This is a genomic window from Chryseobacterium sp. Y16C, assembly GCF_022488405.1.
Classification (GTDB): Bacteria; Bacteroidota; Bacteroidia; order Flavobacteriales; family Weeksellaceae; genus Chryseobacterium; species Chryseobacterium geocarposphaerae.
The window spans coordinates 3,063,721-3,090,199 of the sequence record NZ_CP092711.1; the positions used below are offsets into that span (position 1 = coordinate 3,063,721).

At 35.7% G+C, this 26,479-nt stretch carries 27 protein-coding genes; 11 read left to right on the forward strand and 16 right to left on the reverse strand.

The window, feature by feature from the left end; genetic code table 11:
* The first annotated feature begins 51 nt into the window (after window positions 1-51).
* Window positions 52-528, forward strand: coding sequence for a YdeI/OmpD-associated family protein (locus MKS83_RS13705; RefSeq protein ID WP_240580150.1), 477 nt, complete (start codon window positions 52-54; stop codon window positions 526-528).
* Between the two features lie 55 nt (window positions 529-583).
* On the opposite strand, the gene MKS83_RS13710 is transcribed toward MKS83_RS13705, so the two are convergent.
* From MKS83_RS13710 to MKS83_RS13735, 6 genes are all read right to left on the reverse strand, one after another.
* Window positions 584-3,688: a non-ribosomal peptide synthetase gene (locus MKS83_RS13710; protein WP_240580151.1), complete on the reverse strand. Its 3,105-nt coding sequence runs from the start codon at window positions 3,686-3,688 to the stop codon at window positions 584-586.
* Window positions 3,689-4,121: 433 nt separating this feature from the next.
* Entirely contained in the window at window positions 4,122-5,657 is a 1,536-nt protein-coding gene (locus MKS83_RS13715; RefSeq protein WP_240580152.1) for a YifB family Mg chelatase-like AAA ATPase, read from the reverse strand.
* A gap of 188 nt (window positions 5,658-5,845) precedes the next feature.
* Window positions 5,846-6,811, reverse strand: coding sequence for a T9SS type A sorting domain-containing protein (locus MKS83_RS13720; protein ID WP_240580153.1), 966 nt, complete (start codon window positions 6,809-6,811; stop codon window positions 5,846-5,848).
* A 112-nt stretch (window positions 6,812-6,923) separates the two neighbouring features.
* Window positions 6,924-8,288 carry an outer membrane beta-barrel protein gene (locus tag MKS83_RS13725; protein ID WP_240580154.1) on the reverse strand — a complete coding sequence of 455 codons (1,365 nt, stop codon included), beginning with the start codon at window positions 8,286-8,288 and terminating at the stop codon, window positions 6,924-6,926.
* Window positions 8,281-8,847, reverse strand: coding sequence for an RNA polymerase sigma factor (locus tag MKS83_RS13730; protein WP_240580155.1), 567 nt, complete (start codon window positions 8,845-8,847; stop codon window positions 8,281-8,283). Before MKS83_RS13730 ends, MKS83_RS13725 begins: the two co-directional genes overlap by 8 nt.
* A gap of 102 nt (window positions 8,848-8,949) precedes the next feature.
* Window positions 8,950-9,525, reverse strand: coding sequence for a DUF4840 domain-containing protein (locus MKS83_RS13735; protein WP_240580156.1), 576 nt, complete (start codon window positions 9,523-9,525; stop codon window positions 8,950-8,952).
* A 199-nt stretch (window positions 9,526-9,724) separates the two neighbouring features.
* Between MKS83_RS13735 and MKS83_RS13740 the strand changes: the two genes are divergently transcribed.
* Together MKS83_RS13740 and MKS83_RS13745 are read left to right on the forward strand one after the other, a co-directional pair.
* Window positions 9,725-10,231, forward strand: coding sequence for a hypothetical protein (locus tag MKS83_RS13740; RefSeq protein ID WP_240580157.1), 507 nt, complete (start codon window positions 9,725-9,727; stop codon window positions 10,229-10,231).
* On the forward strand, window positions 10,228-10,575 hold the full coding sequence (locus tag MKS83_RS13745; protein WP_240580158.1) for a tRNA-binding protein: 348 nt from the start codon (window positions 10,228-10,230) through the stop codon (window positions 10,573-10,575). The genes MKS83_RS13740 and MKS83_RS13745 overlap by 4 nt, the downstream gene beginning before the upstream one ends.
* A 4-nt stretch (window positions 10,576-10,579) precedes the next feature.
* Here the strand turns inward: MKS83_RS13745 and MKS83_RS13750 are convergent, their stop codons facing one another.
* A complete protein-coding gene (locus MKS83_RS13750) occupies window positions 10,580-11,350 on the reverse strand; it encodes a DUF4382 domain-containing protein (RefSeq protein ID WP_240580159.1) in 771 nt (256 codons plus the stop codon).
* Between the two features lie 78 nt (window positions 11,351-11,428).
* Between MKS83_RS13750 and MKS83_RS13755 the strand changes: the two genes are divergently transcribed.
* Window positions 11,429-12,133, forward strand: a complete 705-nt coding sequence (locus MKS83_RS13755) for a 3'-5' exonuclease (RefSeq protein WP_240580160.1) — start codon at window positions 11,429-11,431, stop codon at window positions 12,131-12,133.
* A gap of 3 nt (window positions 12,134-12,136) precedes the next feature.
* On the forward strand, window positions 12,137-12,463 hold the full coding sequence (locus tag MKS83_RS13760) for an SUF system Fe-S cluster assembly protein (RefSeq protein ID WP_039371432.1): 327 nt from the start codon (window positions 12,137-12,139) through the stop codon (window positions 12,461-12,463).
* Window positions 12,464-12,557: 94 nt separating this feature from the next.
* Here MKS83_RS13760 and MKS83_RS13765 read toward each other — a convergent pair whose 3' ends face one another.
* Both MKS83_RS13765 and MKS83_RS13770 read right to left on the reverse strand, forming a co-directional pair.
* Entirely contained in the window at window positions 12,558-13,394 is an 837-nt protein-coding gene (locus MKS83_RS13765; RefSeq protein ID WP_240580161.1) for a sulfurtransferase, read from the reverse strand.
* A gap of 132 nt (window positions 13,395-13,526) precedes the next feature.
* Window positions 13,527-14,375 (reverse strand): hydroxymethylglutaryl-CoA lyase, encoded by an 849-nt coding sequence (locus MKS83_RS13770; RefSeq protein WP_240580162.1) that lies wholly within the window; start codon window positions 14,373-14,375, stop codon window positions 13,527-13,529.
* A gap of 186 nt (window positions 14,376-14,561) precedes the next feature.
* Here MKS83_RS13770 and pepT point away from each other — a divergent pair, with 186 nt between their 5' ends.
* Complete coding sequence (gene pepT, locus MKS83_RS13775; RefSeq protein WP_240580163.1) at window positions 14,562-15,809, forward strand: peptidase T; 1,248 nt, start codon at window positions 14,562-14,564, stop codon at window positions 15,807-15,809.
* A gap of 47 nt (window positions 15,810-15,856) precedes the next feature.
* Here the strand turns inward: pepT and MKS83_RS13780 are convergent, their stop codons facing one another.
* The 3 genes from MKS83_RS13780 to MKS83_RS13790 all read right to left on the reverse strand — a co-directional run bounded on the left by MKS83_RS13780 (window position 15,857) and on the right by MKS83_RS13790 (window position 17,973).
* A complete protein-coding gene (locus MKS83_RS13780) occupies window positions 15,857-16,255 on the reverse strand; it encodes a hypothetical protein (RefSeq protein ID WP_240580164.1) in 399 nt (132 codons plus the stop codon).
* 91 nt (window positions 16,256-16,346) lie between these two features.
* A complete protein-coding gene (gene thiL / locus MKS83_RS13785; protein ID WP_240580165.1) occupies window positions 16,347-17,411 on the reverse strand; it encodes a thiamine-phosphate kinase in 1,065 nt (354 codons plus the stop codon).
* 70 nt (window positions 17,412-17,481) lie between these two features.
* Window positions 17,482-17,973 carry an acyl-CoA thioesterase gene (locus tag MKS83_RS13790; protein ID WP_100377467.1) on the reverse strand — a complete coding sequence of 164 codons (492 nt, stop codon included), beginning with the start codon at window positions 17,971-17,973 and terminating at the stop codon, window positions 17,482-17,484.
* Between the two features lie 114 nt (window positions 17,974-18,087).
* On the opposite strand from MKS83_RS13790, the gene MKS83_RS13795 reads away from it, so the two are divergent.
* The 4 genes from MKS83_RS13795 to MKS83_RS13810 all read left to right on the forward strand — a co-directional run bounded on the left by MKS83_RS13795 (window position 18,088) and on the right by MKS83_RS13810 (window position 21,339).
* Window positions 18,088-19,290, forward strand: coding sequence for an NAD(P)/FAD-dependent oxidoreductase (locus MKS83_RS13795; protein WP_240580166.1), 1,203 nt, complete (start codon window positions 18,088-18,090; stop codon window positions 19,288-19,290).
* 12 nt (window positions 19,291-19,302) lie between these two features.
* On the forward strand, window positions 19,303-19,701 hold the full coding sequence (locus tag MKS83_RS13800; RefSeq protein WP_240580167.1) for an energy transducer TonB: 399 nt from the start codon (window positions 19,303-19,305) through the stop codon (window positions 19,699-19,701).
* 1 nt (window position 19,702) lies between these two features.
* Window positions 19,703-20,341, forward strand: coding sequence for a DUF2306 domain-containing protein (locus MKS83_RS13805; protein WP_240580168.1), 639 nt, complete (start codon window positions 19,703-19,705; stop codon window positions 20,339-20,341).
* An 80-nt stretch (window positions 20,342-20,421) separates the two neighbouring features.
* The gene (locus MKS83_RS13810) at window positions 20,422-21,339 is read left to right on the forward strand and encodes a YARHG domain-containing protein (protein ID WP_240580169.1); all 918 of its coding nucleotides are present in this window, start codon (window positions 20,422-20,424) and stop codon (window positions 21,337-21,339) included.
* Between the two features lie 120 nt (window positions 21,340-21,459).
* Here MKS83_RS13810 and MKS83_RS13815 read toward each other — a convergent pair whose 3' ends face one another.
* The 3 genes from MKS83_RS13815 to MKS83_RS13825 all read right to left on the reverse strand — a co-directional run bounded on the left by MKS83_RS13815 (window position 21,460) and on the right by MKS83_RS13825 (window position 23,065).
* On the reverse strand, window positions 21,460-21,834 hold the full coding sequence (locus tag MKS83_RS13815) for a DUF2809 domain-containing protein (RefSeq protein ID WP_240580170.1): 375 nt from the start codon (window positions 21,832-21,834) through the stop codon (window positions 21,460-21,462).
* 72 nt (window positions 21,835-21,906) lie between these two features.
* Entirely contained in the window at window positions 21,907-22,563 is a 657-nt protein-coding gene (locus tag MKS83_RS13820; protein WP_240580171.1) for a thioredoxin family protein, read from the reverse strand.
* A 10-nt stretch (window positions 22,564-22,573) separates the two neighbouring features.
* Window positions 22,574-23,065 carry a TlpA family protein disulfide reductase gene (locus MKS83_RS13825; RefSeq protein WP_240580172.1) on the reverse strand — a complete coding sequence of 164 codons (492 nt, stop codon included), beginning with the start codon at window positions 23,063-23,065 and terminating at the stop codon, window positions 22,574-22,576.
* 140 nt (window positions 23,066-23,205) lie between these two features.
* Between MKS83_RS13825 and MKS83_RS13830 the strand changes: the two genes are divergently transcribed.
* Window positions 23,206-23,676, forward strand: coding sequence for a hypothetical protein (locus MKS83_RS13830; protein ID WP_240580173.1), 471 nt, complete (start codon window positions 23,206-23,208; stop codon window positions 23,674-23,676).
* A gap of 36 nt (window positions 23,677-23,712) precedes the next feature.
* Here the strand turns inward: MKS83_RS13830 and mutS are convergent, their stop codons facing one another.
* Window positions 23,713-26,301, reverse strand: coding sequence for a DNA mismatch repair protein MutS (gene mutS, locus MKS83_RS13835; RefSeq protein ID WP_240580174.1), 2,589 nt, complete (start codon window positions 26,299-26,301; stop codon window positions 23,713-23,715).
* Window positions 26,302-26,479: the final 178 nt, after the last annotated feature.

Below are 26,479 nucleotides of genomic sequence, written 5' to 3' on the forward strand. Positions count from 1 at the left end.
TGAATATTTCACGGTTTTTTTATTTTTGAATTAAATTTCAGAAATTTTAAAATGGAAAATCAACCTATCCAATTTAATGCAATCATCCAGCAAAACGGAGAAATGAATGCCGCTTTTGTAGAATTTCCTTTTTCGACAATAGAACTTTTTGATAAGAAAGGACAGGTAAAAATAAAAGCTCTTTTTGATGACAAGGTAGAATACAGGGGAAGCCTGGTAAAAATGAAATCAGACTGTCATATTCTAGGCCTGACACAAGAAATTAGAAAGAAGTTAAACAAAACATTTGGGGACAGTGTATCCGTTTCTTTAATTGAAGATAAAGAAGAACGAACTGTTGAAATAGCTGATGATATTTCCTTGATTTTTAATGAAAACAAAGAAGCCAAAATTCTATTCGACAAAATGAGCTATACCCACAGAAAAGAATATATCCGCTGGATCGAAGAAGCTAAAAAACCTGAAACAAGAGAAAACAGGAAGATAAAAATGATTCAGATGATTTTAGATGGGAAGAAGGGAATATAATTAAATTCATCAAAAAAGTCCGGGGCAACTTCGTTGCCCCGGACTCAAATAAATATTATGAAATAGAAATTCCAAGATAATTTAAATAAGAATCCAGCAGGAATTTATCAAAAATCGGTTCTTCTATTCCGGATCCCTCCAGAAATTTAATAACATTCGAGCAATCCCAAATATAGGTATTCTGATAAAGCTCTACTGTTGACAAACCTTCATGCATATTATCTTTAAACAAGCTTGTAAGCGGATACAGTCTATTTTTACTGTCATTTTCCCATTGCTTTCTCCAGTCTTTATAAGAAAATCCTTCCAACGTAAACGGATAATACTTTTTAATTAAACCAAAGAAATCCTCTAACGTAAGATTCGTTTCCGGTCTTGCAATCAGATTGAATTTTTTTCCTATAGCATCTTTATTCTTGGTAATATGAGCCATTGATTTTGTCATGTAGTCAACAGTAATCAGCCCTTCTCTAAGCTCTGTCAGCATGGGATAGGATTTAAATTCAATACAGTTTTTCACTAAGCCGGACCACCATTGATAAGGAGCACTTGCACCTGTTTCACTGTGGCACATAGCATAACCAAGACGATACGTAATTAATGGTAAACCTTGTTTTGCCGCAAGGTCTGCAATAGCTTCCATTACATATTTACTTCTTACATATCCTATATCCTTGCTTACCGAAATAATATTCTGTTCAATATCATCACTTTCAAGCATCACTTTTTTTCCGGTAAAAATATGTCCCCAACTGTACACAGAAATTGTCGATAATAAAGCCAGACATTTTGTTTTTTCTACTCCTGCAAGACGAATGATTTCCCTTAACCCTTCCACATTTGGTGCTTTCATATAAGAATAAGGTTCTATAAAATTCACAGAACTTCCGGAATGGTAGATAAGATCTAATGTTCCTGCCAATTCTTTAAACTTTTCATCGGAAAAGCCTAATGATGGTTTTGCCAAATCTCCGATTACAGGAATAATCCTTGAAGCCTGTTCCATTTTTCTTGAAATATGAAACTGCTGAAAACATTTATTAATTTTTTCCAAAGCATGGAATTCATCCTGCGCCCTTACCAAACAATAGACATCCGCTTCTGTAGTATCTAAAAGCTCCTGTAGTAAATGAATTCCTACAAATCCCGTTACTCCGGTCAGGAATATAGACTTTGGATTTTCCAATTGCTTAGGATCAAAAGTACCTTCAAAAACTGTCCCCGGATTGAGATATACATCATTTTGAAGTTCTACATAAGGTTCTACATCTTCTACCGGAATAGCCTCTCTTTCTGCTTTTGCCCTTGCAATTAAAACATTGGCAAAATCCTGCAAAACAGGATGTTGATATACATCCCGGATATATACTTTTACGCCTAACTTTTCCTGCAATGCCACTGCTGCAATCGCTACCAGCAAAGAATTACCCCCAATATCAAAGAAATTATCTGTAATATTAATTACTGGTCGCTCCAATTCTTCCGCCCAGATATCCGCAATGATTCTCTCCGTTTCATTGGTTGGAGGTTCGTGAGAAATAAGCTCTTTAGCCTCCTTATCTGCCAGTTCTTTTAAGAAATTAGTATCCGTTTTTCCATTTGCTGTTAAGGATATTTTATCAAGGAAAATAATTTGTGCAGGGATCATATAGCCTGGTAATTCTTCTTTCAATTGATTCCTGATGGATGACATATCTTTTTGAGTCCCTTTATTTAATACTATAAAAGCGACAAGATATTTATTTCCTCCATGATTATCTTTTGTGATCACGCATGCATCTTTTACATCCTCTATTCTCATTAGAGCTCTTTCAATCTCTCCTAACTCAACACGGAAACCTCTAATTTTCACCTGATTATCTATTCTTCCTAAGAACTCAATATCTCCTTCCATAGACCATCTTGCCAAATCTCCCGTACGGTATATTTTTTCGGCCTCATTAAATGGGTTGGTAATAAATTTCGCATTCGTCAATTCCTCATTATTAAGATATCCTTTGGCCAACAAATTTCCTCCAATGTATAATTCTCCGGTTGCCCCAATAGGTAATAACTCTAAATTCTCATTTAAAATATAAGCCTGAGCATTGGCAATCGGTTTCCCGATGGATGAAATATACTGCCCGTTCATATCTTTCACTTTTTTAAACGTTGCATACACTGTACATTCTGTAGGTCCATAATAATCGACAAGCTCATAATTCAGCTCAGAGGTTAAAACTGGCTTTAGTTTTTCTCCTGCAGTAAAAAGATATTTTAAATTTAAATCATTATAACTTTTTGTTTTTTCCACCACAGAAGGAGCAAGAACAGTCGGTACGAAACCATGCGTAATTTTATTTTTCCGATAATAATTTACCAAAGCCGAAGCTTCTGTACGTTCTTCATTGTCCGCTATAAAAATGGTAGCTCCGGAGGTAAGCGCTGACCACATTTCCCATACAGAGATATCAAAAGCCAGCCCTGCAACAAGACTTAGCTTTGAAGTATGATCCACATGAAAATACTGATTATGCCATGTTACCAAATGCTGAATACTGCGATGAGAAACCATCACCCCTTTCGGATTCCCAGTAGAACCCGATGTATAAATCGTATAAGCCAAAGCTTCCTGATGAAGTGTATTATTTGTAGCATCTGTACCCCAGCCAGACAGATCATCCATTGTGTCAACAACAAAAGTTTCTGTATTTATATCTTTAATTAGAAAATCTGCCAACGAGCTGTTGGTAATTATTAATGGAGCAGAAGTATCGGAAAGTATGAATTCCACCCGTTTTGCAGGATAAGCAGGATCAATCGGGACATAAGCCGCTCCGGTTTTGATGATTCCGAGTATTGCTACAATCCATTCCAGTGACCTATCGAGCCAGACAGGAACATACATTCCTTCCTTGATTCCTTTGGTTAAAAGGGCATTCGCAACCTGGTTACTTCTTTCATCTAATTCTTGATAGCTAATCTGCTGATCCTGAAATACTGCCGCTACATATTCAGGGAAACGGCTTACCTGTTTTTGGAAAAGAGAAAGCAATGTTTCTTCTTTTGGATAATCCCAGTCTGTTCGGTTGAAATCGTTTAAAAGTCTTTCTTTGTCTTCCTGTGATAAAGAAATTGCGACACCAGTTCCAAGTGTCTGTGTTGTTGAAAATGTGTTCATGTTTAACAGAATGATTTGGTTAAAATACTATATCAAATAAGATCTGATAAAAAGTTTATCTGATGAATTAAAGGCGCAAGAAAGCTGCACATTTATTCACAAATATGTTTTCATGGTAGTTTTTTATGTTGGGGAAGATAACTAGACGGTAATGATTCTATTAGGGATAGGAAACACGCAATTATTATGACTAATTAAACAATTATTCTTGTTTTACTAATTATAAATAATAGATTTCAACTAAAGATTAATAAATTCTTTTTCATAATTGCAATATTTTAAAAATATGATGCTCAAATTTAATATAATAATTGTAACAAACAAGCAATTTTATAAAAATTTTTCCCGAGAAGGAGATTTAACAAATAAAACAAGCAGTTAAAATACAAACACTTACATTTGTTCAACTTATAAACCCTAAGTTTACACATGTTTAAACATTCCAAAATTCTCTGTCCAGACTTCTGTATTGTATTGCTTCAGAAACATGATGTGACAGAATATTTTTCGAAACCTCAAGATCTGCAATGGTTCTGGCTACCTTCAAAATTCTGTCATAAGCCCTAGCTGAAAGATTCAGCTTTTCCATGGCCATTTTTATTAAGCCGAATGAAACCTCATCAAGTTCACAAAATTCTTCCAATTCTTTTGATTCCATTTGAGCATTATAGCTGATTTTTAAATCCTTATATCGCTCATTTTGAATTTCGCGCGCTTTGAGTACCCGCTGTCTTATTTCTTCACTTTTTTCACCTTTTCTTTTCTCTGCCAATTGCTCAAATTCCACTTTCTGCACTTCAATATGAATATCAATCCTATCCAATAATGGTCCTGAAAGCTTATTCATATACCGCTGCATTTCAAAAGCAGAAGAGGTATTATTCGGGTCATCAGGAAAAAATCCGCTCGGGCTGGGATTCATCGAAGCAACCAGCATAAAGCTTGAAGGATAATTTACCGTGAATCGGGCTCTTGAAATCGTTACTTCACGGTCTTCCAAAGGCTGCCTCATGACTTCCAAAACCGTTCGTTTAAATTCGGGCATTTCATCTAAAAACAAAACGCCGTTATGAGCCAATGAAATTTCTCCCGGTTGCGGATAACTTCCGCCCCCAACTAAAGCTACGTCCGAAATCGTATGATGAGGTGACCTAAACGGTCGCACTGTCATTAATGATGTCTCCGCTCCCATTTTTCCTGCAACAGAGTGTATTTTGGTAGTTTCTAATGCTTCTTTCAGTGTTAATGGAGGCAAAATACTGGGAACTCTTTTGGCCAGCATGGTTTTACCACTTCCGGGTGGACCGATTAAAATAATATTATGTCCTCCTGCTGCGGCAACTTCCATTGCTCTTTTAGCTGCCTCCTGTCCTTTTACTTCAGAAAAATCAAATGGAAAATGATTGATCTTTTCCTGAAATTCTTTTCGGGTATCTAAAACGGTCTTTTCTAATTCCTTTCCTTCATTAAAAAAATCAATGACTTCCTTAATATTTTCTACACCATACACGTCCAGATTATTTACGATGGCAGCTTCACGTGTATTTTGTTTAGGCAATATAATCCCCTTAAAGCCTTCTTCTCTTGCCTGAATTGCTATGGGCAGCACTCCTTTTATCGGCTGTAGACTGCCATCCAGAGACAATTCTCCCATAATAATATAATCCTGAATATTTTCGGCAAGAATCTGGTCCGAAGCGGCTAAAATCCCGACAGCAATACTGAGATCATAAGCTGAACCTTCTTTACGAAGATCTGCGGGAGCCATATTAATAGTAATCTTTTTTCCGGGAATTTTGTAACCTACATTTTTCAAGGCGGCAGAAATTCTGTAGCTGCTTTCTTTAATAGCATTGTCAGGAAGGCCTACCAGATGGTATCCCACTCCTCCTGTATCTACATTCACTTCAATAGTAATAGTTTGGGCCGCAACTCCATGAATTGCGCTTCCATAAATTTTAATCAGCATGTTTGTGTTTTAATGTAAAAGTAAAAATATTTTCCTGATTTTTAAAATATGATTTTTAATTATTTCCTTAAGCCCTCATTCCGATAAACAATTTATTATCAGAAGTTTGAAAACAAAAAAACGGCACAAAATCTTGTGCCGCCTCCAACTAACTATTTGAAAAAAACCGTCTCTTAAGCTCAGAACATTTATTTTTTTATAAATTTATTTTTATACGTTTTTCCTTCCACGCTTTTAGAAACAATAAGATAAGTACCTGCGGACAAAGCATTCACATCGATCGCCTGAGTGTAGTTATGATCTTTTTTTTGCAATATCAGTCTTCCGGACATATCAATAATGGAAACTTCAGTGTATTTTTCTGATTCTTTTCCTATATACAGAAACTGGGTAGCAGGGTTGGGATAAATGCTCAAATTATTTTCTTTAGGTTTTACTTCCCCAGTTCCTAAATTACAGAAGCTCCAGCTTCCAAAATTAAGCTGTATAAATGCCATATCACTTAACATTTCACACATATCCGGGCAGTATTCCGTACAGGCATAAAATCCGTATTTTCCGGATGATGTAGCTGTATACGTATCTCCCGTAGCTCCATTAATAATACACGGATCTGTAGGTGATGGAGGATTGCTCCCGGGAACGCATTTAAACCATGTATGGAGACCATACACCGCAGGGAATCCGTTCTCAAAAACCACAGAAGCTCCCGAACACACATTATATTCTCCGGGAGCCACTTCTTCATAAGTTCCGGGGGTAAAGTTGGCAATCAGGAATGGAAGACCATACGCATAACCGTCCGCTAAGATCGGATCACTCTCCGCCGCACAATCATTCCCTGAAACTTGTACTTTAAAATAATACAGCATATCCGCAGAACCGTTGATGGTCAAGGTTTGCGAGGTTGCCCCGGGAATCGCTACCCAAGGATTGGGATTAGGTGTTTGCCAATCCCACATTTGCTTATACCATTGATAGCTTCCATACGTTTGAGTGGTGGATAATGTCTCTGTTTCCGTTGTACAAAACACGACTTTATCCTGGAACATTGCTCCCAATCTCGGGCTTGTAATAGTCGGTGTACATTGTTGTGATTTTACAATGAAAAAACAGGAAAAAAGTGCTGTTAAAAAGATTAATTTTAATTTCATATTTATAATATTTAATGAGTTTTTACCAATTTTTCCCATAAAAATTAGATGTGTTTCTTTAGGAACTATACTTTTATAGTTCTGCCATTTAATGTTTGATATGAGATTGTATTTAGTCTATGATCAGTCTTATTCCGAACTTGATGTTGAAATTCAGAGGCTTTTCTTTATAAATGGTTTGCAATGAGCTGTCGTCCTTAAAATGATAGCTTACTCCGGGCTCAGCATAAATTCCAATATTTTTTATCACTTTCAATTGCAGTCCGGCCGCTGTATTTACGGATACCTGGACAGGTTTTTCACCAATTTCTTCTTTGGTTACTTCTTTCACCTCTCCATCAACGATATATTTAGTTTTTATATCTCCCGAAATCGCTTTTTCAATCACCCCTCCTCCTGTAATATAGCCCGTAAATGCACCTTTCTGAATTACATTATAATTTACCTGCACCGGAATCCCTACATAATGAATATTTTGCTCACTGCTTATAAAATTCGATCCGCTTCCTGAGGTAAGTTCTGCAGAGAGCTTAGTATAATTTATTCCCGTACCTACAGACCATTTTCTACCAATCCTTTTAGAAACAGAGGCTCCAAAGGTAACCGGGGTTTTATGCTTAATTTTAGCATCCACTTTTTTATCCTGATTAGCCAGCAAAATTGCCATTAAAGGATTTTCTTCATATTCTGAAGTCCAGATTTCCGGTAAGCTCAAGGTAGCTCCGTTCAAAGTAGCATATCCTGGAAACTGCTCGGTCGAACTGGAGGCTGTATTTCCTGCAAGCAATCCTATCGCCCAGGATTTTTTGTTATTCTTGGTAAGTTTTACTTTTTCGGCTTCTTTTAATTTCTGTTTTTTCTCTCTTTCTTCTTTAGTAAGAAGCTCATACGTTTCGGTTTCTTCCTCTACTCGTTTTATCTCTGTATTTTCATTTGGTGTTGAAGAACTGTTTTGCACATATTGACCGAGGCTTTCATTCCAATTATATCTTTTGTCTTCAATATTTTTCTTTACTTCTGATTTTTCTGTTTCATTTGAAAGCTTATTCAAGTTTTCTATCGCAAAATTGTGACTTAAACCATTCGTATCATTTCTCTCTAAAATTATTCCGTGTCCCAAGGTATTTCCTTCATATGGATGATCAGAAGAAGTCTTTTCTGAAGAATTTTCTTTCACCTGAACAATATTTACAACTTCTTTTTGATCATTAAAAACAAGTAGCTTGCCCACAATAAAGAATAAGATAATAGCCGCAGCAGCACCACAGATACGATAAAGTAGAGATTTATGATGCATTGTTGAAACAGCTTTATCCTGCGCTTTCAGACCATCGTTCATTATAACAGGAATAATATTCTCCGTCTTATCTTCCACAAACAATTCGTTTCTGATATCATCCCATAATCCATCCGGAACATCTTCAATATGATCTTCCATTTTTCTGCGCAAATCATTTAGCCATTCGTTATTACTCATAGTGCGCTGTTTTAGACATTGTATATTCTTTTATTTTCTGGGCAAGCATTGCTTTTGCTCTATGAAATTGTGAGGCGGAAGAATTTTCTGCGATTCCCAATATCTCTGCAATTTCTTTATGACTTTTCTTCTCAAAAACAAAAAGGTTAAAAACCGTTCTGTAACCGTCCGGAAGAGAACGAATCATCGTCATGATGATATCTTGTGAAATTTCTTCCAGGTTGGGATCTTCATCATTTTGTTCATCCGCAATTTCAAAATCATCCGAAACCGTTTTTAAGTCTGGGTTCTTCTTTATATGTTTTAAAGATTCAGTAACTACAATTCTGGTAATCCAGGCTTTCAAAGAACCACTTCCTCTGTATTCAAAAGAACCAATAGAACGGAACATCTGTATAAAACTATTCTGAAGCACATCATGAACATCGTCTTTATCAATAATATACCGGGAACAGACATAGGCAAGACCACCTGAATACACTCCGAAAAGTTCTTTCCAGGCCGCTTCTTCCTTTTGCAAAAGGCGGGATACCAAAATCTGCTCCTTATTTTCTTTCATTTACCTATTCAATAGCTGCTCAGTTTATGCATTGATTTTCAGTAAGCAAAAATAGGCAACCTCAACTCGAGGTTTTGCCTATTTTACAAATTATTCATTCGTTTAATTCTTAATACTAATCGGAATCTCATATTTTATAGTTTCATAAGGAGTGAGCTCAGCTCCGTCAACCGTTATTTTTTCGGCTTCCATAGCAAATCTCATCGACCAGTCGTATCCTACGAAAAACCCCTTCTGTTTAGTCACTAATTTCACTATTGTATTTCTAACTGTTCCATCCACCGGAATCTGTAAGGTTAATACTTTAGGTTCAAACGTTAATTCCACTACATTCTGATCTGTATTTAACTTTGAGCTATAATTCAGCTTATATTCAATTTTTCCTAAACTGGCGATCGCAGCATCAGCTTTAGCAGGATCTTTCACAACTGACTTCACAATTTCCTTTACCGGAAAATCTTTGAAGGTAATAATGGAATCTTTTGCCGTAAAGTCAATAATTTTTTCATTGAACTTCCCTCCCTGCGAAGTCAGCAGTCTCGCCCTGTAACTCCCATTTACATCATTCAAAGTCAGAGGAATCGGTTCATATTTATCGTCATTACAAGATGTTAAAGAAAATCCCAAAAACGCAATGATGGCGATCATTAAAGATTTAAGTACTGTTAATTTCTTCATTTTTTTAATTTTTTAGCATTACACATTATTCATTGGAGTACTCATTTATATAAATCCGGTTTTTAGGAAATCTTGCATGAGAATTAGCAAAAATTGAAGCTAAAAACAATAACACACTGATTTCCAGACTATTTATTTTACTGCTTCTTCATTTCAGGTTTCATTATTTTAATACATTTGTTAAAACATATTTTTTGAGATGGATTTCGAACAGATCAAATTACATTTGAATGCTTATAAAGAAAACGATCAGGTAATTGATGCCGCAAAGTATTTGCTATATTCTTTCGACCTGGAACATGAAAACTTTGCAGGATTTGGGTTACGGGAAGCAATTCCGAACTTAGTTCTTTTAACGACAGAAGGTGAATTGGGAGAACCCCAAACAGTAATGATTCCTCCTAACTTATTTGATTTTGACCTGAATCTTATTTTAAATGTAATTGCTCACGAAATGCTCCATGTAAGGCAAAAAGCTCCGGAACAAACTGTGGAGGACAAAAATGAAAGAGAATTTCAGGCGTATTATGAGATGCTTTTCCATAAAAATTTTCCGAAAATTCCGGACGCTTCAGATTTTCATAAAAAGATTTTCGGAGAGAAAGCATTTGAATATTATAAAAGAATGGGAGAAGGCTCCGAACTGCAGAAAAAATATGCCACACAAAAAGCTGAAATAGAACAATTAATCAATGTATTACCATGACCATAAAACCCGAAATTTCCTGGACAGATTTTGAAAAAATAGACATAAGATGCGGAACCATAATCTCAGCGAACGATTTTGAAAAAGCCAGAAACCCGTCTTATCAATTAGAAATTGATTTTGGAGAATTAGGAATAAAAAAATCCTCAGCACAGATTACTACATTATATAAAAAAGAAGATCTGATCGGAAAACAGATTTTAGCGGTTGTCAATTTTCCAAAGAAACAGATTGCCAATTTCTTTAGTGAATGCCTGGTTTTGGGAGTATATGGCGAAAATAAATCGGAAGTAACATTGCTTACCACATCACTTCCGACTAAAAATGGGTTTCAGGTAGGTTAACTACTTATTGATGTAAAGTTTTTGTTCCTAAATTGGTAATTTGTCCGAATACGACAGATACATTATTGGTATTTTCATCTACATATCCTGTTGCATTATCTGCATCATAAGAAACGGTATAAGTTCCCTGCTGCAGTCCGGAAAACATGAAAAATCCGTCAGGATTTGGTATTGCCGTTGCAATCGTATCCGAAGCTACAATAGCATGTACAACAGCATCTGCAGCCTGAGGCTGTACATAGCCTTTTATCTGTCCGTTTGTTAGTTCTGAAAACGTTCTGATAACCGGTTTCAAAATGTAAGATCCGTTTCCTGTTTTTACAACAGATCTTCCCGCATCAAAATCGATCCATACAGTATAAGCACCATTGGCGGCTAATGTCTGATGCCAGTTGAACTTCAGTCCGCTTTGCTGAGCCGAAGGAGTTTGTAACGGGTAATTAACTCCATTCACAACCAAAGAATTATTAGGCCCCAAGATCATTCTCATCTGAGAAACTTCACCCGTGGGCAATACTGCCTGACCTAAAACGGTATCTGTTCCGTTTTTAAAATTAAGAAGATTATAAACACCAGGACTAGGAAAATTAAGAGCAGTCCATTCACCGTTATTATTGATTTCTATTCGCTGAATATCAATATTAACAGCATCATACGCCGCGGGACCATCAGTAAGTCTCACATTCACTGTAGCAGTATCACTTCCCTCAGAATCATTGCACGAAGCCAAGAAAAGCAGACCTATACTGCTTCCTATTATCAATAACCTTTTCATAAAATAATATTTTGTTCTATTAAAACGTTTTTGATAATTCATTTATTATGTCTTATCTTTCAGTTTAAAAACAAAAAAATGATACAGAATATCCCTCTGGAAAAAATTTTATTTATTGATATTGAAACCGTTCCAGGATTCAGCACATGGGAAGATATGCCCGAAACCGAACAAATGCTTTGGGATAAAAAGACCAGATTCCAGAGAAAGGATGAAGTTTCTGCAGCAGAATTTTATCCTGAAAGAGCTGGAATTATGGCTGAATTTGGAAAAATTGTCTGCATTACCATCGGCATGCTTGAAAAAAATGACACTTTAAAAATAAAAAGCTTTGCTGGTGATGACGAAAAGAAAATACTGCTTGAATTTGGCGAAATTTTCAACAGTCCGAGATTGAGAGACGTTATTCTGTGTGCCCACAATGGTAAAGAGTTTGATTTCCCGTGGATCGCAAGAAGATATTTAATCAACGGAATTCAGCCTCCTACTCCATTTCAGATGTACGGAAAGAAACCTTGGGAAATCCCCCATATCGACACTATGGAACTGTGGAAATTCGGGGACTATAAAAGTTTTATTTCGCTTGAATTATTGGCACATCTTTTCGGAATTCCCACTCCAAAAGATGATATCGACGGCTCAATGGTTTCATCAATCTATTACATAGAGAAAGACTTGCAAAGAATAGTTGACTATTGTGAAAAAGATGTCTTAACTTTGGCAAATATTTTCCGTCGTATGCGTCAGGAAGATTTGTTGAAAAGGTATACCAATTTAGATTAAAAAATGAAATTTACAGACGATCAGATTGCTGACATCGGTGAAGAAATCATTAGCGTATTAAAAACAGTATATGACCCTGAAATTCCTGTAGACATCTACGAATTAGGGCTTGTTTACGACGTACAGATTTCTGATGATGCTGATGTAAAAATTATCATGACACTTACGACTCCGAACTGTCCTGTTGCAGAAACACTTCCACAAGAAGTAAAAGACAAGGTAGCGGAAGTTGAAAATGTGAAGAGTGTCGATTTAGAGCTTACTTTCGAGCCAAGCTGGAACAAGGATATGATGAGTGAGGAAGCGAAATTTGAGCTGGGAATGCTTTAAGTTCGGATAAAAAATAAAACAGGCTGCCAATTTTGACAGCCTTTTATTTTTGTTAATTAATTGTTGATCCCTTTGCCCATTGTCATTCAGAACGCTAAATTCCCCTTGCAATCTCTTTACCTTCTCTTCTACTCCATTCACTCCACGAACCTACATATAAATCCGGGATTTTAAATCCTGCATAATCCAGCGCTAAGATAGTGTGACAGGCCGTCACTCCGGAACCACAGTGAATAATCAGATGTTCAGAATTCCCTTCGAGTAATTTCAAATATTTTTCCTTCAGAATTTCAGGCTTCAGGAAATTTCCGTTTTCATCCAGGTTTTCAGAAAAAGGAATGTTGATTGCTCCCGGAATATGACCCGCCACTAAATCGATCGGCTCAGATTCTCCTTTATAACGATAAGCATCTCTTACGTCGATTACCGTCGAAGAATGATTTATCAATTCATTTTCAACAATTTCCAGGCTTGAAGTTGGCAGAAGCCAATTCTCTTTTTTGATGAATTGAGCCTTTTCAAAAGCTTCTTCCCCCGAAGAAAATTCTAAACCCTCTTTTTCAGCATGTTGAAATCCGCCGTCCAAAACCTGTACATTTTCAAACCCAAAAGATTTCAGCATCCACCAAGCTCTTGCCGCAGCATTGGAACCATTTTTATCATCATAAACAACAAGATGAGAGTCTTCTGAAACTCCAAGCCTGGAAAGTGTTTCTGCAAATTTTTCAACACTGGGAAGAGGATGTCTTCCTCCAAAAGCTGCATCTTCTCCAATATTTGCCAAATCTTTATCCAAATCAATGAATCTAGCTCCTCTAATGTGTTTGTTCAGATAGTTTTGATAGACATCTTTTCCTACTCTTGCATCCAGGATTATTAAGTTTTCGGTTGGAAGATTTTTTAATTCTGAAGGAGTGATTATTGGTGGCATTTTATAGATTTTTGGGTTAAAAAGTTTGTTTTGACTGACAAAGCGGGTTTAAAGCCCGCTTCTATTAATTTTTTATTTGAGATCCTTCGGCTTCGCTCAGGATGATATTAAGACTCATGAATATTTAACATTTTAGAAATGAAAAATATCTTTCGCCTTATTGTAAGAGCTTTCGAAGTTTAATAAATTCAATTTATGATTTACTTTTTCTACGCTCATAAAGTTGATCACCTGCTCGGTCGGCATATTCCCTACCAGATCATCTTTGGCCATCGGACAACCTCCAATTCCTTTGATCGCACTGTCAAATCTTGTACAACCCTTATCATAAGCCGCTTTTAATTTCGAATAAGAATCTTCATATCGGTTATGAAAATGCCCTCCAAAGTTAATTTCAGGATATTTAGACGGTATTTTTTCAAATAAAAGAGCAATTGTTTCCGGAGTTGCCACTCCTGTTGTATCAGAAAGTAAGATATCTTTAATCCCAATTTCTGAAAATCGCTGCGCCCAGACGTCTACATCCTGCCATTTCCACATTTCTCCATAGGGATTTCCAAAAGCCATAGAGAAATAGATATTCAGTTGTCTGTTTTCACTTTTTACAAGCTCCAGCATTTTAATAATTTCATTAAAAGCTTCTTCTTGGTTTTTATTGGTATTTCTATGCTGGAACGTTTCAGAAATAGAAAATGGAAACCCGATAATATCTACCGATTGATGCTTTAATGCTTTTTCAGCTCCTCTGTAATTGGCAACAATTGCAGAAACTTTAGTATTGGATCGGGATTTATCGATATTTTCAGCAACCTCATTAGAGTCAGCCATTTGGGGAATTGCTTTTGGAGATACAAAACTCAGACAATCCAATACATCAAAACCAACATCCATTAAAGAGTTGATATAATCTATTTTTTTATCGGTAGGAATAAATTCTCCCCAACCCTGCATTGCATCGCGCGGACATTCAGTAAGAAACATTTTTACGTTAGATTTTCTCAAATATAATAAAACTAAATAATTTGATATAACACACTCACAAATCTAACATTATTTTGATTCTCAAATATTTATATCCGATTTAAAATTTCAATAGCTGATATTCATCTCCGAATAAATTATTCTGAGCATCAAAATTGCTAACTTTGCCGGAAATTTATACGAATAATGAGTACAATAGAATTCAACCAAGTGTGGAAAGAAAAGTTACTGAACCGTTTTCTTAGCTATGTAAAAATATATTCAACGAGTGATGCTGAAAGCGAAACAACGCCTTCTACAGAAAGACAGTGGGACATTGCCAACTACATTACTGAAGAGCTGAAAACGATTGGTCTTGAAGATGTTTCAATTGATGACAATGGTTATATCATGGGATATGTGCCTTCAAACCTTGAAAATGATGACCAACCTACTATTGGATTTATTTCACATTATGATACTTCACCGGATTTCAGCGGAGAAAATGTACAGCCGCAGGTTTGGGAAAATTATGACGGCAATGATTTGATTTTAAATAAAGAAACAGGCTTCAAGCTATCGCCTTCAAAATTTGAAAGTTTAAAAAAATATATCGGTCAGACCCTGATTACTACAGACGGAACGACCCTTCTTGGAGCAGATGATAAAGCAGGTTGTGCAGAAATCGTTACAGCTGCTGAATATTTAATTGCTCATCCTGAAATCAAGCACGGAAGAATTGCAGTTGGATTTACTCCTGATGAGGAAATCGGAAGAGGGGCACACAAATTTGATGTTGCTAAATTTGGAGCTGAATTTGCGTATACAATGGACGGTGGAGAAGTTGGGGAACTGGAATATGAAAACTTCAACGCAGCAGGAGCGGTTGTGAAAATCCACGGATTGAGTGTTCACCCTGGTTATGCCTATGGAAAAATGATCAATGCGGCTTTATTGGCTTCTGAATTCGCTCAAATGCTTCCTGCCAACGAAACTCCGGCTACAACGAAAGGTTTTGACGGATTCTATCACTTGATGGATTTAAACGCAGATATTTCTGAGGCTAAATTGCAATATATCATCCGTGATCATGATGCAGATAAATTCGAAGCAAGAAAGAAATTCATGGAAGAAAAAGTAGCTGAATTCAATCAGAAACATGGAGAAGGAACTGCTGAAATTGAGATTAAGGAACAATATAGAAACATGAAGCAGCAGTTTGAAGGAAAAATGCACATCATCGATCTTGCAGCAGCAGCCATGAAAGAAGCGGGAATTGAGCCTAAAATCAAAGCCATCAGAGGAGGAACCGACGGAGCACAGTTGTCTTATATGGGATTGCCTTGTCCGAATATTTTTGCAGGAGGAATCAATTTTCACGGACCTTACGAATATGTAGCTTTGGAAAGCATGGAAAAAGCAATGGAAGTGATTTTGAATATTGCGAAATCGTAAAATTTTAATTTAAATAAATTAAAATCCAGCTCAACGAGTTGGATTTTTTATTTAGATGAGGTTATCACTTTTTTATAACAATTTTCTCCTTCATGATAGCCAAAACAAAGTCCCACATTTCCATCAATTTTTTCAAAATATGTTGTAAAAGTCATATCAACATCTTTAACATCATTTGGGAAGGCAACTAAATCTTTATCTAGATTAAAATAGAAACTGTCAAAATTAATTGAAATACCATCTAATTTGTATGCAGACTCATAATCTAAAAGTTTTGTTTTCTTTTTATCATAAACGACCCTCCTATATTTACCTTCTTTTTTAATTATTAACGTATCAAAAGTATTTTTATAAGAAACTGGAGAGTACTTTCCATAAACTTCATTTTGGTCAATTCCTTGACAAGAAATAATGAATAAGAAAAGAGAGTATATAAGTAATTTCATCCAACTAATTTTCATTTACAAATTAATTATTTAAATCAAAAAACCACTACAAAAAGCAGTGGTTTACAATATTAGAAAAATTAAATAAAATTTAATCGTTTTGTTGGTTCCCTAAAAAAGCATCCCAACCTTGTGCTGTTAAAGCCACCAGCTGATTAGAACCTCTTGCTACCATAAAATTACCTTCTTCTTTCTCTACGGCATGACCAATAATGGTAAAATCAGGGTGATTTTTAATCTTATCAAAATCATTCGGAGAAATCGTAAACAGCAATTCATAATCTTCACCACCACTTAATGCGGCCATTACAGGATTCAAATTAAAACCATCCGCAGTTGAAATTGTAAGATTATCCATAGGAACTTTCTCTTCATACAATCTGAAACCTACTTTTGACTGATCTGAAAGGTGCAGAATTTCTGAAGCTAACCCATCTGAAATGTCGATCATAGAAGTTGGTTTGATGTCCAACTGCTCTAAAATCCCTTTTACATCCGTTCTTGCTTCCGGTTTCAGCTGTCTTTCCAGAATATAGTCATAGCCTTCCATTTCAGGCTGCATATCCGGATTCGCTAAGAAAACGGCGTGTTCTCTTTCCAGAATCTGAAGCCCCATATAGGCTCCTCCAAGATCTCCCGTTACAACAAGCAAATCATTAGGTTGTGCACCGCTTCTTTTTACAATATTTCCTTCATTTTCCAATCCGATTGCCGTGATGCTCATCACAAGACCTGCATTGGAGCTTGTAGTGTCCCCCCCGATCAGATCAACTTTATATCTTCCGCAAGCGGCTTGAATTCCAGCATATAATTCCTCCAACGCCTCTACCGGAAAACGGTTGGAAACAGCCAGGGAAACCAAAATCTGAGTTGGGATTGCATTCATGGCTGCAATATCACTAAGATTTACAACAACTGCCTTATATCCCAAATGTTTCAAAGGAACATATCCTAAATTAAAGTGTACGCCTTCCGCCAAAACATCTGTTGTAACAACAATTTTTTTATTCCCGGGATTAATAACAGCGGCGTCATCTCCCACTCCAAGCTCCGAAGATTCGTTGGATAAAGGGAAATATTCTGTGAGGTGTTTTATCAGCCCGAATTCTCCCAGTTTGGAAATCGGTGTTAATTCCTGTGATTTATCTTCAAACATATTTTTAATTATAAGTAATGAGTAATAGATAATGAGCAATATTGGCTATTGAACTCAAAACCTTAATCTTTTAAACTAATTCTGCCGGATCAATGTTATTCGGATGGAAAGGCAGTTTTTTGAAATCCTCTCTCGTCAGAACAACAGTTTCCGGAGATTTATACTTATTCATCGCTTCTACCACATCATCCGGCGGTGTTGTCATTTTTCTCAGCATCATATCGATCCAGACTCCCGTAGCTTCAGCAGTAGCACAATGCTGCCCATCCGGAGTATAAAATTTGTGAAGAAACCTGTAAATAGATGAGTCTTCTGAACACCCATCAATTTCAACGCTTACAATCACGGTTTGATCTGCATAGATCTCCTTGAAAAAAGAATATCTTTCATGCAAAATTACAGGCCCGATTCCCCATCTGCTCATTTGTGTCACACCCATTTTTTCTTTGGTCATAAAAGCCATTCTGGCCTGAGCGCAATATTGGACATATGATGAGTTTGCCAAATGTTTGTTGGCGTCAAGATCACTCCAACGCACCTCGAATTTATGGTAAAAAATCATTTAAAAATCAGTTTTAGAATCATTAAATTATATTCTTCAAAATTACTCAAATAAGATGGTTTATAAAAATTGTAGTTTTGTAAAAATAATCTTGCGCATAAGATTAATAAAACTATGAAACGAATTATCATTATCGGAGGCGGTGCAGCAGGATTTTTCTGTGCAGCGAATCTTGACGAAACGCAATATAAAATTACCATTCTCGAACAAAACTCAGATGTCCTTCAGAAAGTAAAGGTTTCAGGAGGAGGAAGATGCAATGTAACCCATGCCTGTTTTGACCCAAGAGAACTTGTTCAGTTCTATCCTCGCGGAAATAAAGAATTACTAAGTGTTTTTACTAAATTCCAACCAGGAGATACAATGGATTGGTTCGATCAACGAAAAATTTCGTTGAAAATAGAAAATGACAACAGAATCTTTCCGGAAAGTAATTCATCGCAAACCATTATCAATACTTTTCTGAATGAAACTCAGAAAAAAAATGTTGAAATAAAAACAAAATGCTCCGTCAAAGAAATTGAAAAACAGGATGAAATATACATCGTTAAAACGAGTTTGGGAGATTTCGAAGCCGATTTTGTCATCTATACAACAGGTAGCTCCCCAAAGTCGCTGAAAATGATAGAAAATCTAGGCCATAAAATTATCGATCTGGTTCCGTCACTTTTTACTTTTAATATTAAGGATCCTTTATTGAAAGATTTAGCCGGAACAAGTTTTGAAATGGCTGAAACCTCTATTCCTAAATTAAAAACACAGGAGAGTGGTCCTTTATTGATTACGCATTGGGGACTTTCCGGGCCGGCAATTTTGAAAATTTCAGCTTGGGAAGCGATTAATTTGGCGAAAATGAAGTATAATTTCGAGATTGAAGTTAATTTTATTTCTAAAGATCCAGAGGATGCTGAAAAACTTTTCCAACAGTTTAAACAGTCAAATCCTAAAAAAACGATTGGACAGTCTAAAATTTTTGAAGTAACCAACAGGTTTTGGCAGAGAATTCTTGAAGTTTCCAATGTTGATCTGAATAAACAGGTTGCTCAAATTTCAGGAAAGGAAATGCAGAAAATCATTGAAAATTTATGCCACAAGAAATTCAATGTAACTGGGAAATCGACTTTTAAAGATGAATTTGTAACCGCAGGAGGTGTTGATTTAAAGGAAATTAACTTTAAAAATATGTCTTCGAAAATTTTGCCTAACTTTTACGTTGCAGGAGAAGTATTGAATATTGACGCTGTAACCGGCGGATTTAATTTTCAGGCTTGCTGGAGTGAAGCTTGGCTGATTGCACAGGATCTAAATAATTTATAAATAAACAATATCATGAAATTATTAATTTTACTTTTACTGATTATTTCTGTTAAAACATTCTCTCAAGAGAGTATTTCATCTAATCAAGAAAATATGAAAGTTGATAATATTTATGACAGTGTTTATCCTGGAGGAGAATACAATTTCAGACAGAAATTTTATGAAATTTTTGATAGGGGCAAAATCAATGGAAATGGAATAACACAATCCGAAGCGACATTCATTGTTACCTCAGAAGGAACGATTACTAATATAAAAGCAACTGGAATTAATGAATCTATGAATAAGGAAATAGAGCGAGTAATTACAGAAATGAGCAGATTGAAATGGATTCCGAAGAAGTTAAATGATAAAGCCATCAATTCTAAATATCGCTTTCCAATTACAATAACTTTTGCAGAAGATCAGTAAAATGCTTTTGGTTAAAAAAAATATTTCTAACATTTCTAAAATCCTTTTGGTCTTAGGATTCGGGTATTTCTTTTGGCTGATGCTGAAAATTACATTCGAATATATTCCTTTTAGAAAAGATGTAAGTTTTTTGATGATCAAACAAACAGAAGTCATTGAAAAACCGGAATACTTATATTTTTTCTATACTCATGTTTACACAAGTATTTTTGTGCTGTTGAGCGGATTTTTAGCTATTCTCAGAAAAGATTTCGGACTAAAAAACTTTCATAAAAATGCAGGAAAGATTTATATTTTTCTGATCTTAGTTTTCGCGGCACCTTCAGGAATTTACATGGGAATTTTTGCCAACGGTGGAATTTACTCTAAAATCTCATTCGTTATCTTAGGTTGTCTGTGGTGGTTTTCGACTTTTAAAGCCTATCAATTAGCCCGACAAAAAAAATTCAAAGAACATAAACAATGGATGTGGCGCAGTTTCGCATTAACCGTTTCTGCGATCACCTTAAGAATGTGGAAAGTAATTATTGTATATTTATTTCACCCCAATCCGATGGATGTTTACCAGATCATTGCCTGGATGGGATGGATTCCCAATATTATTTTAATTGAATATTTAATCACAAAAAAGCACCTATGAAATCGCTTTATCTTTTGTTATAAGGCCAACATTTTATTCTGCGATTGCATATGATCACTAAAAATCAATAAAAATCACATATGAAAATTTTAAAATTAACTTTAATTTCCTTGTTTACCATAAGTTTGGTAAGCTGTAAAAAAGAAGCAAAGGCAACAGATTCTTCAAATGACAGCCTTATTGCAAAGAAAGATTCGGTAGTTGTTCCTGAGATCCATAAAGAGTATTATGGAATTTATATGGGCGATTTTGCAGGAAAAGAAATGATCACTCCTGAAATCGGAGAAGAGTATGAAGGCGATGTCTACAAGAAAATTTCTTTAAAGATCAATAGAATTACAAAAGACAGCGTTTACGGCCAAAGTATTGTGAATGGAAACCAGCGTCCTTTCCGTGGAGTCTTTAATGAAGAAACAAAATCGTTTGTTCTGGACGAACCGGGAAATGATAAAGCCGATGGGAGATTTGAAGTTAAATTAAACAATGACAGTCTTACCGGAAAATGGAATGCCTTTAATAAATCTGCCGTAAAAGCCCCTTTAAAGACTCTGAAACTGATCAAAAAAGAGTTTGTTTACAATCCCAACTTCATGCTGAATGAGGACAATGATCTCATCGACTGGGAAAACCCGAAAGATTTTGTAGAAAAATATACCGATGAAGAAACAGGAAAAACGGAAACTTATACCGCTTCAAAAAACAGGATTGCTTCTGATGCGGTTTTCAAAATCAACGCATCCAAGCAAAAGCTCACTGAAAAAGACCTTAAAAATCTTAGAAAACTTGATATGGAGATCATCAAAAATTCCGTTTTTGCAAGACATGGCTATGCTTTTAAAAAGCAGACTTATAGGAACTTTTTTGAGCAGACGGACTGGTATATCCCGGTTTCCAACAATGTGGACAAAGATCTTTCTCCAATGGAAAAGGATAATGTTGCGTTACTCAACCGCTTCATAAAATATGCGGAGGATAAATATGACAGTTTTGGAAGATAACTTCTATCTATAATTCTAAGCTCGCGCTCAGGATGACAGGCATTATTATTGATCCCAGGAAATGGAGGACATTACTTTGTTGTTATTCTGAGCGCAGTAGAAGGATCTCATCTATTGTCATTATTTTTCTAATTTAACCAAAATATAAAGCAATAAGCATCCGACAGCATAGCATACAATATCAATCCAGGAAAACGAATTTCCAATAACGATATACATAATGCTTCCGGGCCGGAAACCTAATTTTTCTGCAATATTAAAATGCTGGGCAAACTCAACAAGACAGGAAAAAATAAGAATCCCAAGAATCAGTTTTTCATTATCTGTAATGCTGAAAAAGCTTTTGATAAGTGTATATAGAAGTATGACAACAATTACGTCTCCAAGATAAGCTCTTACAAAGAAAATATCTTTTAATCGGGTTGCAATTAAAACTTCTGTCAGGAAAATTATAACACTAAGAAGAAAATATTTCAGATTAAATTTTAATTTCATTATTTTAAATCTTGATGATAAAAAATCGGCATTCGAATGAATGCCGATATATAAATTCCGGTAACAAATATATTATTTCTTCACTTTCACTGTACATCCTATAGCAACAGTTTTTGTCATTTTTATCGGCTCATTTTTAATCAGTGCATTTACCGCATCCTGAACATAATATTCTGAGACATCGTTAGGATTTTCATAATTATTGTCGATAGCGCCAATATACTTTACTATATTTTTCCCATTCTCTTTCTGAAGAAGAAAGACATGAGGGGTTTTTGTGGCTCCATATTGAGGAAAAATCTTCTGTCCTTCATCTACTAAATACGGGAACGTAAATCCTTTTTGCTTTGCTCTCTCAATCATTTGCTGATATCCGTCTTCAGGCTGTACGGAAGGATCATTCGGATTAATGGCGATTACAGGATACCCTTGAGATTTATATTTTTTATCTAAAGCTATAATTCTGTCTTCATATTTTTTTGCGTAAGGACAGTGATTGCAGGTGAAAACAACAATAAATCCTTTTGCCGATTTAAAATCACTCAGAGAAACCATTTTTCCATCAACATTTTTCAGCTTAAAATCGGTTGCTTCATCTCCTACTTCGTACCCTTTTACCAAAGATTTACTTTCTTTTCCGTGTTCCTTTTTACCATGATCTGTTGTGGTAAAGCTTAGGAGTCCTAATCCAACAACAAAAGCTATTATTAAGATGTTTAAGTTTTTCATAGTATTTTGTTCAATTTAAATGTTTAGCAATTGTATTTTCTAAGTCTTCTTTACTCATTTCACCGTTATTAAAATGTACTTTTTCACCATTTTTATAAAAGATCGTTACAGGGATATTTCCGTCCCAGTTCTTTTCAAAACGGGGAATCCAGGTATTCATTCTTTTAATATCGTCCAGTAAAATGACTTCTGCCCCAAGATTTTTATTTTTTATAAATTTTAAAACCCTCTCTTTGTCTACAGCTCTGTCTAAAGAGACCAAAAGCATTTTAAATTTCGGGTCTTTTTTGTATTTGTTATTCACTTCCATAAAGTAAGGAAGCTCTTTTACACATGGAGCACAAGTAGTCGCCCAAAAGTTTACCACCAGCAATTTATCTCTTTCTGACTGAATTCTCTTTTCGAGTTCTTCATATTTCACAAAGGAAACATCAGTTTGATTTTGCGCAGAATACCAATGTGTGCCCAACAGTAAAATAACAAAGTAAATTATCTTATTCATACTCAAAATTAAGAAAATCAACAAATTAGTCTACAGAGACTTCCTGTTAAATTTTGTTAAGAGTTTTGAGGATATTTTAATTTTCTTTAAAAATAATCACTATATCAGGAAGGATAATTATTTTTGTGGAAAATTATTGTATGAAAAAAAGGATATTGCTGCTGATAACTTTGTGTATGGTTTCTTTTGCTTTTGCACAGGAGACTCCTGAAACAAAAACGACTCCGGCTCCTGCTCCGGCAACTATTATCAATGTGGAGTCACTTCCTCATTATGTAGAACTGAAAAAAAGGATCAACCTTACGGGTGTAGTAATGACCGCAGATAAAGAACCGGAATTTCCTGGTGGAATGGCACTTTTCCGCAGAAAATTTGCTGAAAATATGGAGGTAATCTACGCAAAGGGCAAAAAGATAGATACCCGCGTTTATTTTATCGTTGAAAAAAATGGCTATATCAATAATATTGCCGCCATAAGCAACAATAAAGATCATGCAAAAGCAGCAGAAGCAGCGTTGAAGAAAATGCTGGTTCGCTGGAAACCTGCTTTAGTAGCAGACAAACCCGTTCGTTATCTTTACAGCTTCCCGCTTTCTTTGCAGAAGTATTAAAAATGAATCAAATATCTTCATAAAAAAATGATTGGATTATCCTCCAATCATTTTTTTTATCGAATTAAGCTTCATTAAAGCTTCTATGGGTGTCAAGGTATTGATATCTATTTTGGTCAGTTCCTCACGAATATTCTCTAAAACAGGATCATCCAGCTGAAAGAAAGACAACTGCATATTTTCTTCCGTCACTCTTTTAATGCTTTCTGATGAACTTCCCTGAGTGCGGCTTGCTTCCAGTGTTTTCAGGATTTCATTAGCTCTGTTCACCACTTTTGCGGGCATTCCCGCCAGTTTCGCCACATGAATACCGAAACTATGCTCACTTCCGCCCGGAATCAGCTTTCTTAAAAAGATAATATTTCCTTTATTTTCCTGAATAGAAACGTGGAAATTTTTTACCCTTTCAAAATTTACTGTCATTTCGTTCAATTCATGATAATGCGTTGCAAATAACGTTTTTGCTTGCGTAGGATGCTGATGCAGGTATTCTGCAATCGCCCAAGCAATAGAAACCCCGTCATACGTAGAAGTTCCACGACCGATCTCGTCTAATAAAATTAAGCTTCGATCGGAAATATTATTTAAAATATTAGCCGCTTCATTCATTTCCACCATGAAAGTTGATTCTCCGGCAGAAATATTATCCGTTGCTCCTACTCTTGTAAAAATCTTATCTAAAACCCCGATTTTCGCATGTTTTGCAGGAACAAAACTTCCGATCTGAGCCAGCAAGCAAACAATAGCTGTCTGACGAAGAATCGCCGATTTACCTGCCATGTTCGGTCCGGTAACCATGATGATCTGCTGAGAATCTTTATCTAAGAAAATATCATTCGGGATGTATTTTTCACCTAAAGGAAGCGCATTTTCAATGATCGGGTGTCTTGCTTCTTTTAAATCGATCGCAAAAGTTTCTGTTAAAACAGGTTTTGTGTAGCTTTCAGAAACAGCCAGTTCAGACAATCCAACCGCAACATCCAGTTGTGCAATAATATTTGAATTTTCCTGAATCTGATCAATATAAATCATGGTTTCAGCGCATACATTTCTGTACAGCTCATTTTCCAGCACTCCTATTTTCTCTTCGGCCCCAAGAATCTGATTTTCATATTCTTTCAGTTCTTCCGTGATGTAACGTTCAGCATTAACCAATGTCTGTTTTCTCAGCCAATCACTCGGAACTTTATCTTTATGAGTATTTCGAACTTCAATATAATATCCGAAAACATTATTAAAATCTATTTTAAGGCTCGAAATTCCTGTTCTTTCGATTTCTCTCTGACACATTTCATCCAGGAAACCACGACCTTTAGACTGCAACCCTCTCAAACGGTCAAGCTCTTCAGAAATACCTTCCTTAATAACATTTCCTTTCGCTAAATTAACAGGAAGCTCGTCATTCAGATGATTTTGAAGGCATTTAATTAATTCATCCTGATCGTACAGCGGATCCAGCCAATCCAGAACATCCGCATGAGGATGAAGCAAAGCTTTGATTTTATGAATATTAATCAAGCTCTGGCGAAGATATCCCAATTCTTTAGGAGAAATTTTTTCCGCCGCCAGTTTTCCCATTAGTCGATCCAGATCAGAAATCGATTTCAACAGTTGGGAAATTTCATATTTAAGTTGATCGTTTTCGTTCAGAAAATCAATTAAAGCAAGTCTTCTGTTGATTTCACTGACTGATTTTAACGGCAAAATAATTCTTCGTCTCAACAGCCTTCCTCCCATCGGAGTTGAAGTTTTGTCGATAATATCTAACAATGATTTTCCCTGCGGATTGCTTGGATAAACAATTTCAAGGTTTCTCAGTGTAAAATTATCCATCATCAGGTAATCTTCCTGAGGAATCACCTGAATTTTAGTAATGTGGGATAATAAATTGTGATGGGTATCTTCAACAAGATAAGCAAAAATGGCTCCTGCCGCGGTAATTGCCAACGGCTGGCTTTCAACCCCAAAACCTTTTAATGAATTGGTTTTAAAATGATTAGTAAGTTTTTCGTAGGCAAAATTATATTGATACGCCCAATCTTCAAGCTTGAAAGCATTTTTATTTTTAAGCTGTTCAGGAATCTGAACACTTCTCTGGTAAATAATCTCACTCGGATCAAACGTATTGACAATATGAAGCAGCTTTTCCAAATTTCCTTCACTCACCAAAAATTCTCCCGTAGAAATATCCACCAAAGCAATTCCGAACTTCTCTTTTTCTTTGTGAAGGGAAAGCAGGAAATTATTCTTTTTTGAATTGAGAACCTGGTCGTTGAAAGTAACTCCGGGAGTTACCAATTCCGTAACTCCTCTTTTTACAATTCCTTTGACCATTTTCGGATCTTCCAGCTGATCGCAAATTGCAACCCTCATTCCTGCTCTTACCAATTTTGGCAAGTAAGAATCTACAGAATGATGTGGAAACCCGGCCAACTCGATATGACCTTCACCATTGGCTCTTTTTGTCAAAACAATGCCTAAAATCTGAGACGTTCTCACCGCATCCTGCCCGAAAGTTTCGTAAAAATCCCCCACTCTGAATAGTAAAAGAGCATCAGGATATTTCGCCTTGATGGTGTTATACTGAGTCATTAACGGAGTTTCTTTCTTCGCTGCCTTTGCCATTAAAATCTGTCTTAAAAAATTAGGATGGTAAAAGTAAGAAATAAAATAGTAGAAGGAAAGCTTTTGAAAAACTACATTTATAATCTCCCACAGATTTCACGGATTTGCACAGATGTTTATGTTTTACTTTGTTTTAAAAAAGAAAAAAATATATGCAATAATCTGTGAAATCTGTGGG